This window comes from Pseudomonas sp. D47, assembly GCF_045447305.1.
In the GTDB taxonomy this organism is placed as follows: Bacteria; Pseudomonadota; Gammaproteobacteria; order Pseudomonadales; family Pseudomonadaceae; genus Aquipseudomonas.
In genome coordinates this window covers 20455-28255 of sequence record NZ_JBJGXU010000071.1, presented here as the reverse complement: position 1 = coordinate 28255, position 7801 = coordinate 20455, and the positions used below count along the sequence as shown (strand labels likewise).

The 7801-nt window shown below is 60.3% G+C and carries 7 protein-coding genes and 1 pseudogene; 3 read left to right on the top strand and 5 right to left on the bottom strand.

Features of this window, described 5'->3' with window-relative positions; translation table 11 throughout:
* Positions 1 to 146: 146 nt before the first annotated feature.
* Entirely contained in the window at positions 147 to 920 is a 774-nt protein-coding gene (locus ACI77I_RS28040) for an L-iditol 2-dehydrogenase (protein WP_263472451.1), read from the bottom strand.
* An 18-nt stretch (positions 921 to 938) separates the two neighbouring features.
* Positions 939 to 2198 carry an ABC transporter substrate-binding protein gene (locus ACI77I_RS28035; RefSeq protein WP_406999414.1) on the bottom strand — a complete coding sequence of 420 codons (1260 nt, stop codon included), beginning with the start codon at positions 2196 to 2198 and terminating at the stop codon, positions 939 to 941.
* A gap of 261 nt (positions 2199 to 2459) precedes the next feature.
* On the opposite strand from ACI77I_RS28035, the gene ACI77I_RS28030 reads away from it, so the two are divergent.
* Positions 2460 to 3407, top strand: coding sequence for an AraC family transcriptional regulator (locus ACI77I_RS28030; protein WP_242150378.1), 948 nt, complete (start codon positions 2460 to 2462; stop codon positions 3405 to 3407).
* Here the strand turns inward: ACI77I_RS28030 and ACI77I_RS28025 are convergent.
* Positions 3389 to 4201 (bottom strand): aminoglycoside phosphotransferase family protein, encoded by an 813-nt coding sequence (locus tag ACI77I_RS28025; protein ID WP_094953780.1) that lies wholly within the window; start codon positions 4199 to 4201, stop codon positions 3389 to 3391. The two genes, ACI77I_RS28030 and ACI77I_RS28025, sit on opposite strands and share 19 nt — an antisense overlap.
* 205 nt (positions 4202 to 4406) lie before the next feature.
* On the opposite strand from ACI77I_RS28025, the gene ACI77I_RS28020 reads away from it, so the two are divergent.
* Both ACI77I_RS28020 and ACI77I_RS28015 read left to right on the top strand, forming a co-directional pair.
* Positions 4407 to 5354 carry a nucleoside-specific channel-forming protein Tsx gene (locus ACI77I_RS28020; protein ID WP_094953781.1) on the top strand — a complete coding sequence of 316 codons (948 nt, stop codon included), beginning with the start codon at positions 4407 to 4409 and terminating at the stop codon, positions 5352 to 5354.
* 14 nt (positions 5355 to 5368) lie between these two features.
* A complete protein-coding gene (locus ACI77I_RS28015; RefSeq protein ID WP_406999409.1) occupies positions 5369 to 6394 on the top strand; it encodes a purine-nucleoside phosphorylase in 1026 nt (341 codons plus the stop codon).
* A 122-nt stretch (positions 6395 to 6516) separates the two neighbouring features.
* Here the strand turns inward: ACI77I_RS28015 and ACI77I_RS28010 are convergent, their stop codons facing one another.
* A complete protein-coding gene (locus ACI77I_RS28010) occupies positions 6517 to 6852 on the bottom strand; it encodes a DUF6124 family protein (RefSeq protein ID WP_406999407.1) in 336 nt (111 codons plus the stop codon).
* A 489-nt stretch (positions 6853 to 7341) separates the two neighbouring features.
* Positions 7342 to 7771, bottom strand: a pseudogene (locus ACI77I_RS28005) (AraC family ligand binding domain-containing protein); the annotation flags it as partial.
* Positions 7772 to 7801 lie beyond the last annotated feature (30 nt).

The following is a 7801-nucleotide window of genomic DNA, read 5'->3' as shown; positions in this document are numbered from 1 at the left end:
CATATCAGCCGTTACCGCAGCAACGGATATGTACTCATACCTACCTAAAACCCCCCTCAAAAACTTAACGCAACACAAAAAGTTGCGCAGATACCCATGGCTATCGCAGGCAAGCCAGCGCCCACATTCTTAATGGAGGCTAGGCTCTAGTTCATCCAGTTGCCGCCATCAACGTTGTAGGTCTGGGCAACCACGTAGTCGGCGTCTTTCGACGCAAGAAAGATAGCCATCCCAGTCAAATCCTCCGCTGTGCCCATGCGCCCAAACGGCACCTCAGCCCCAACCCGCTTCTTCTTCTCCCCCGGCGGCAACCCCTCATGCTTGGCAAACAGCGCATCCACGCCATCCCAGTGCTCACCGTCCACCACGCCGGGGGCGATGGCATTGACGTTGATGCCCTGCTTGATCAGGTTCAACCCCGCCGATTGCGTGAGGCTGATCACCGCCGCCTTGGTCGCACAATAGATCGCCACCAACGGCTCACCCCGCCGCCCGGCCTGGCTGGCCATGTTGATGATCTTACCGCCGTGGCCCTGGCTGATCATCTGCCGGGCGGCAGCCTGCAGGGTAAACAGCGTGCCGGCGACGTTGATCGAGAACAGCCGGTCAAAGCTGTCGCGGGTGATGTCGACGATGGGCGCCAGGTCGAACAGTGCGGCGTTGTTGATCAAGATATCGAGCTTGCCGGCATGGGCTACCACGGCGGCAATCGCGGCGTCGATCGAGGCTTGGTCAGTGACGTCCATTGCTACCGCATAAGCCTGTGGGCCCAGCTCAGCCGCCGTGGCCTGGGCGCGTTGCAAGTTGATATCGGCGATGGCAACGGTTGCGCCTTCAGCGATGTAGGCCTGGGCAAAGGCGCGGCCGATGCCGCGCGCCGATCCGGTGATCAGCGCGCTCTTACCTTCGAGTCGTTTCATGGTGGTGTCCTGTAGAAATTATTTCGGGTAGCCGGCGCGTTTCATCTCGCGTTCGGTGGTGGACTGCGCTTGGAGCAGCGCCTGATCCACCGTCATGCCACCGGTGAGCGCCGCCGAAAACAGCTTGCCGACGGAGGTGCCGATAGCCTGGAATTCCGGGATGGTCACGTACTGGATGCCGACGTACGGCACCGGCTTGGCCGACGGGTGCGCAGGGTCGGCGTGCTTCATCATCTCCAGCGTTACCTGGGCAAACGGCGCGGCTTTCAAGTAAGCCTCGTTGTAGGTGGACTGGCGGGTGCCTGGCGGTACGTTGGTGATGCCTTCTTTATCGGCGACCAATTGGATGTAGTCCTTGGAGGTCGCCCAGGCGATGAACGCCTTGGCGGCGTCTTTGTGCTTGGAGGTGGCGGGAATCGCCAGGGACCAGGCGTAGAGCCACGAAGAGCCTTTGTCGGTGACTTCGGTCGGGGCGGCGGCAAAGCCTACGTCGTCGGCGACTTTGCTTTGGCTCTTGTCGGTGGTGAAGGAGCCGGCGACGCTGGCGTCCACCCAGATCGCGCATTTGCCACTGTTGAACAGCGCCAGGGTCTCGTTGAAACCATTACTGGAAACGCCCGGTGGGCCGTAGTTTTTCAGGGTATTGACGTAATAGTTGGCCGCCGCCGTCCACTCGGGGCTGGTCAATTCAGGCTTCCACTGTTCGTCGAACCAGCGCGCGCCGAAGGCGTTGGCCATGGTGCTCAACAAGGCGATGTTCTCGCCCCAGCCGGCCTTGCCGCGCAGGCACATGCCGTATTGGCCTTTGTCCTTTGCGGTGAGCTTGGCGGCGAATTCGCCGAGCTGGGTCCAGGTCGGGTGCGCAGGCATGCTCAGCCCTGCTTGTTTGAACAAGTCGGTGCGGTAGTAGGTGACCGTGCTTTCGCCGTAGAACGGCAAGGCATAGAGGGTATCGTTGACCGACAGGCCCTGGCGCACCGACGGGAAGATATCGTCGGCATCGTAGTCGACCGGCAGTTGCGTCAGCGGCTCCAACCAGTGCTTGGCGCCCCACAAGGGGGTTTCGTAGGTGCCGATGGTCAGCACATCGAACTGCCCGCCCTGGGTGGCGATGTCGGTGGTGAGGCGCTGGCGCAGCACGTTTTCTTCGAGCACCACCCAGTTGAGCTTGATGTCCGGGTGCTGCTGCTCGAATACTTTGGACAGGCGCTGCATGCGGATCATGTCGCTGTTGTTGACCGTGGCGATGGTCACGGTGTCGGCGGCGTAGCTGGGCATGGCCACGGCCAGACCAGACAGCAAGAACACTGCGTGTGGGAGCTTGAACATGGCGGTTTCCACCTGTTGTTTTTGTTGTTGAGCGCCGATTACAGCAGCTTGGCCAAGCCCTCACAAACGCATGGCGAATGCACGGCTGATACTTTTTTAACCGAGGGCCGCGGATCAAAAAAGTACCAGTGCCGGGCGAAACCAGGAGTAGCGCACCGGTGACCAACCCGCGTATTTTGAGCAGATTCCACAAATAGAAGAGGCATCACCATGCCCATCAGCCGCGCCAAACTGTTCGAACACCGCCCTGCCGAACTCGAAGTCATCCTGCCCGAGCCGGATCACTGTTTCCGCTGGTTCGAACATGACTACCCGTACGACCTGGCGCGCTGGAACCACCACCCCGAGTTCGAAATCCACCTGATCCGCCAAGGCAGCGGCAAGCTGGTGGCGGGTGACTACATCGGCGCGTTCAGCGCCGGGCATGTCGCGCTGATCGGTCCGGACCTGCCCCACGACTGGATCGGCGACCTGGCCCCCGGCGAATACCTGACCGGGCGCGACGTAGTCCTGCAATTCGACGGCGCCGCCCTCCTCGCCCTGCGCAAAACCCTGCCGGAACTCGGCGACTTGCAGCCGCTGTTCGAACACGCCCGTCGCGGCCTTCAATTTCGCGGCGACACCGCCGTGCAGGCCGCGCGCTTGATGGAGGGCATCGGCAAGGCCCACGGCCTGCAACGGCTGATCCTGTTCCTGCAGCTGCTCGACACGCTGAAAAACGCCCCCGCACCGCACGTGCAAGCGCTGGCCAGCCCTTGCTACGCTCCGACACTGGACGCGCGCAGCGCCGAGCGCATCAACAAAGCCTTCGATTACCTGATGCGCGAGCTGACCGGCGACTTACGCTTGTCGGTCATCGCGCAACAGCTGGAGATGAGCGAGCCGGGCTTCTCGCGCTTCTTCAAGCGCAACACCGGCCACGGGTTTATCGACCTGATGCGCAAGTTCCGCGTGCAACGTGCCTGCCGGTTGTTGCTGCAAAGCGACATGTCGGTGGCAGATATCTGCTTTGAAGTGGGCTACGCCAACCTGTCCAACTTCAACCGGCATTTTCGCATCGAGATGAACCAGACGCCGAGCGAGTATCGGCGCGAAACGGCGATGCATTTGTTTAATCGCATCGCTGAGCAGCCATCGCCCTACACCGTCGGCCATTGAGCCAACGCGCGTTGCGCCAGGCGGGCGACTTCAAAGCCAATGGCTGCGCGCTGGCGCTCTCCATCTTCAAGGAACCACGCTGCGGACAGACCTGCATGGGCCAACACCCATTGCAGCAGGCGCGGGCGCGCGAGGTTGGCAGCCTGGGCAATCACCTCGACCTGCCGGGTGAAACGCAGCGGGTCGTGGCAGGTCGGCAAATCCGGGTTGCAGATCAGGTTGGCATAGTCGTAACCGCGCTCGCCGATGACGCGCTTTGGATCAATCGCCAGCCAGCCGCGAGCACCGAAGTCGAGAATATTGTCGTGATGGATATCACCGTGCAGCACCACGACATCCTGTGGCGCCGCCAATAGTGCACGGGCCATCGCTGCGCAGTCGCGCAACACGCCGCCATTGTCATCAGCGGCCGTCCACAAGGACTGGAACCGGGTTTGCAGGGGCACTAACCCTGGCGGCGGCGATGGGCGTGACGCATGCAACCGGGCAACCGTGGCGCAGGCGATCTGGCTGGCTTGATCATCCTGCCCATTGAGGGCCATGCGCATCAGGGAGCCTGGGCCGATGGCCCGCTCCATCAGCAATACCGTGTCGTCATGGGCATACACCTGCGCGGCACCCTCGCCCGCCCACCAGCTCATCAGCCGGCCACCGAGTTGCTCTTCAGCGGTGTGCGCCATTTTCAACATTGCCGGCCGGCCTTGCCAACGCACGGGCAACAGGTGGCTGCCGGGCGTCACCACAGGATCGCCATCAACGGTCAGGTTCCAGGATTGCAGGTAGCGTTCGAACATTCTTGTGACTCCTCGGTTTTGCCTAAAAAAATGACACCCAATCATTTTTGATCAAAAGGTCGACTAATTACGCCTTTTTCCATGTCATTCAAGCCATTGAGCAAAGTTGGTACAGCCTGTGCAAACGTTTGCGGAACGAACTTGGTAGGCAAGTTCACCGTTGCCCGAGAAATCGGGTCAAACCGCGTACGAATAGGGATTTTCCATGCACCTCACCTCAAGGCATCCTGCTTTCTTTGGTGTTTCCTTGCTACTGGCAGCCGTTACGGGAGTACTCAGCGCACCCATTTTGGCGCAGGAGAAACCCGCCGATGACTCAGCACAGGGCGAAACCCTGGCTCCCGAAGCCAGCCCGACGAAAAAAGGCGTGTATATGTCGGACTGGTTCAACCAGGACCTGACGCTGATCGGCAGTAAAGACATCAGCTTCGGCCCCAAACCGCAAGATGACGTGTACCTGGAATACGAGTACTTCGGCCGTAAAGGCCCGTTCGAGCTGTACGGCTATATCGACGTGCCGAAGATTCTCGGCATCGGTAACAGTAATGACAAGGGCGCATGGGACCATGGCTCGCCGGTGTTCATGGAGCACGAGCCGCGTATCTCCATCGATTACCTGGCCGGTCGCAGCCTGGCTATCGGCCCGTTCAAGGAATGGTATGTGGCGTTTGACTGGATCTACGACCACGGCAGTAACAAATCGAACCGCGCCAACACCCTGTACAGCGGCTTGGGTACCGACATCGACACCCACTCGCGGGTCAACCTGTCGGCCAACTTCTATGGGCGCTACCAGTGGGAAAACTATGGCGCGAGCAATGAATACCAGTGGGACGGCTACCGCGCACAAATGAAGTACATCGTGCCCATCGGCAAGTTCGACAACGGTGCTTCGCTGACCTACATCGGCTTCACCAACTACGATTTCGGCTCGGACCTGCACAAGGACAACCCGGCGCGCACCGCCAATTCCGTGGTGGCCACCAACGTGCTGCTGTACTCGTTCACTCACCTGCGCTTCTCCCTGGTCGGCCGTTACTTTCATAACGGCGGCAACTGGGAAGATGGCAGCGAGCTGAATTTCGGCGAAGGCAACTTCCGCGCTCGCTCCGATGGCTGGGGCTACTACGCCGGTGTCGGCTACCAATTCTGATCAAGGAGTATTAGATGAACGTGTTTACTCGTCTCTCGCTGGCTGTCGGCCTGGCTCTGTTGCCCCACGTGGTATTGGCGGACACCGCGCCGATCAAGCCCAAAGTGATGCTGATCACCATGTTCGCCCCCGAGGCGCAAACCTGGATCGATCGCCTGGAACTCAAGCAGGAAGTGCGCGTGCCGGGCCTCTCCGCCGAATACCCAGTGATCCGCTGCAACACCCAGGACGTGTGCCTGCTGGTCACCGGCATGGGCCAGACCAACGCCGCCGCCTCGACTCTCGCCTTGGCGTTGTCGCCCAAGTTTGATTTGCGCCAGAGCTACTTTTTGATCGCCGGGATCGCTGGCATCAGCCCAAAACACGGCACCATCGGCACCGCCGCCTGGGCGCATTACTTGGTGGAATTCGGCACCCAGTGGGAAATCGATTCGCGTGATGCGCCTAAAGATTGGCCGACCGGTTACATCGGCATCAATACCAAAGGCCCCAACGAAAAACCGCCGTTGGACTACAAGACCGAAGTGTTTGAGCTCAACCCCAAGCTGCAAGCCAAGGCATTTGCCCTGTCGCACAAGGTTGAACTGAGCGAAAGCAAGGAATCCAGCGCCTGGCGCAAACACTACCCGGCCGCCCCGGCCAACCAGCCACCGCAAGTCACCCGCTGCGACACCCTGGCGGGCAACACCTGGTTCTCCGGCACGCGCCTGAGCGAGCGCGCCGAAGCCTGGACCAAGTTACTCACCGACAACAAAGGCGAGTACTGCACCACCCAGCAGGAAGACAACTCCACCTACGAAGCCCTGCTGCGCGCCAGCCGCGAAGGCCTGGTGGATATCCAGCGCCTGGCCGTGGTGCGTGCCGGCTCGGACTTCGACCGGCCGTACCCTGGCTACAGCGAAGTGGACAACTTGCTGAAATACGCCGACCAAGGCGGGTTTGTGCCGGCGTTGGAGAACCTGTATCGCACCGGTAATCCGTTGGTTCAAGCGATTCTGAAGAACTGGTCCGCCTGGGAAAAAGGCGTTCCCGAGGCCTGATAAAAGTCAAAATGTGGGAGCGGGCTTGCCCGCGAATGCGGTATTTCAGTCAACCTTTCTGTGACTGACCCACCGATTTCGCGAGCAAGCCCGCTCCCACAGTTTTGACCGTGTGAAAGTCGTTATGCCGCCGGATGGGCCACATTCAGAGCCTTATCCACCAACAGTTGCACCCCTTCCAGCATCCGGCAGATGCCCAGCGCGACATTACGTTGCGAGCCTTCGATTTCAAACGCCATATGGTTGGCAATCTCGCTGATGGACGCCAGGTCCTGGGACGCATTGACCAGCAAGGTTTCCGTGCCCAGATCGGCACGCACGCTGAAGAGCCCGTCGGTCGGTTCGGGCATTGGTTTTCCAGGGTTGAGGTAGTGGTTGATCGCGCGGTAGGCCACTTCGTGCAGGGTGCTTGTATCGAAGTCTTTTTGGCCGGGGGGATTTGGGCTGTCTTTGATCATGGTGGAACTCCGTCGACAAGTTGAGCTGCCAACGCTCGCGGTCAAGCGAGTTAAGGTGGCAGCTGTACGCGGGTTGACCGACCGGCTGTCAACGAACCCGGCATACCCGAAGGTATCCCGCGCACAACTGCCGCGACACAATACCTCAGGCATAAAAAAAACGCCTGAGATAGGTACAGGGCGTAGCGTTTCGTTAACAAGATCGGACGGTCAAATCCGGTCGCTGAATTGGCAGCGACGGCAGTGAGGTTAGTCAGCCGCCTTCCGAGCGACAACCTGAAACCCTTGTAGGAAACCTCCGAGCCAAACTCACTCCCAAAGCCCAGTGAAGATCAAACTGTGGGAGCGGGCTTGCCCGCGATGGTGGCCCATCAGGTAAAAAATTGTTGGCTGACCCACCGATATCGCAGGCAAGCCAGCTCCCACAGTTTTGACGGTGTTAGGGCAGGGAAATGAGCTTGTCTGCACTGCCTTTGTTCACTTCCTCATACGGCGCGCCCGCTGCAATTCCAACAGGGCCAAGCCGACCACAGCGTCGTAGTAAGCGCTATCGCCGTTGTCGCCCTGATCGACCACGGTCACGATCAGCTCACGCAACAGCCCACCGACTTCAATCATCTGCACCTGGCTGTCCAACGTCGCCGCCAAAGCCGGGCGCAGGTAGATATTGCGCATCTGCAAGTCGCAGACCACGCGAATGCCGTGCTCCACGCCCGGAGGCAGCCACACCGCGCGTTGCGGCGCTACAACCAAGGCTTCCCGAGGTGTTTCGACCCACATCACGCCGCTCACGGCGTAGAGCAACTGGCCCCAGTCGTGGCTATGGGGTTCTACGTACAACCCACGCGGGTAGGTGCGCGCCAGGGGTTGCACAGACACGGCGTGATCACTGAGGTCGGGGGGGAGCGGCCAGGGCCATGAACAGCACATCAATCAAGGGTGAGCGGCC

Excerpts from the sequence above, each read along its gene's own strand:
- ACI77I_RS28025 (WP_094953780.1), bottom strand. The coding sequence starts at position 4,201 with ATGTTCGAACGCTACCTGCAATCCTGGAACCTGACCGTTGATGGCGAT.
- ACI77I_RS28010 (WP_406999407.1), bottom strand. The coding sequence starts at position 6,852 with ATGATCAAAGACAGCCCAAATCCCCCCGGCCAAAAAGACTTCGATACA.
- ACI77I_RS28035 (WP_406999414.1), bottom strand. The coding sequence starts at position 2,198 with ATGCCCAGCTACGCCGCCGACACCGTGACCATCGCCACGGTCAACAAC.
- ACI77I_RS28015 (WP_406999409.1), top strand. The coding sequence starts at position 5,369 with ATGAACGTGTTTACTCGTCTCTCGCTGGCTGTCGGCCTGGCTCTGTTG.
- ACI77I_RS28040 (WP_263472451.1), bottom strand. The coding sequence starts at position 920 with ATGAAACGACTCGAAGGTAAGAGCGCGCTGATCACCGGATCGGCGCGC.
- ACI77I_RS28020 (WP_094953781.1), top strand. The coding sequence starts at position 4,407 with ATGCACCTCACCTCAAGGCATCCTGCTTTCTTTGGTGTTTCCTTGCTA.
- ACI77I_RS28030 (WP_242150378.1), top strand. The coding sequence starts at position 2,460 with ATGCCCATCAGCCGCGCCAAACTGTTCGAACACCGCCCTGCCGAACTC.